The organism is Pseudoalteromonas sp. MMG006, from assembly GCF_018101025.1.
Classification (GTDB): domain Bacteria; phylum Pseudomonadota; class Gammaproteobacteria; order Enterobacterales; family Alteromonadaceae; genus Pseudoalteromonas.
Map to the genome: position 1 here is coordinate 1 of NZ_JAGJEJ010000060.1, position 309 is coordinate 309.

General features: G+C 39.5%; 1 protein-coding gene. It reads right to left on the reverse strand.

The features are described 5' to 3' along the window. Positions 1–240: transposase (locus J8L73_RS19195; protein ID WP_211019481.1), on the reverse strand; the 240-nt coding region annotated here is incomplete at its 3' end. Positions 241–309: the final 69 nt, after the last annotated feature.

Sequence of the window (309 nt, forward strand, 5' to 3'; positions counted from 1 at the left end):
AATGCGTTGGATTTGCTTTTTAAGCTCACGAATTTCAATTTGTTCGGGTGTCATTGGTGATGCTGTGGGTATCTGGCCATTCCGTTCTTGCTTTAATTGAGTTACCCACTTACTTACAGTTGATTTACCAACACCCATAACCTTAGCTGCATCTTCTTGCGTGTAGCCTTGATCAACTACAAGCTGAGCTGTTTCTAATTTGATTGCCGCAGAATACGTTGCGCGTTTTAATTTCGTCATTTTTTCCACCCAAATTTGTATGCAAATAGCATAACACTTCTTTCTTAATGGGTGGCCAAATTAACTATG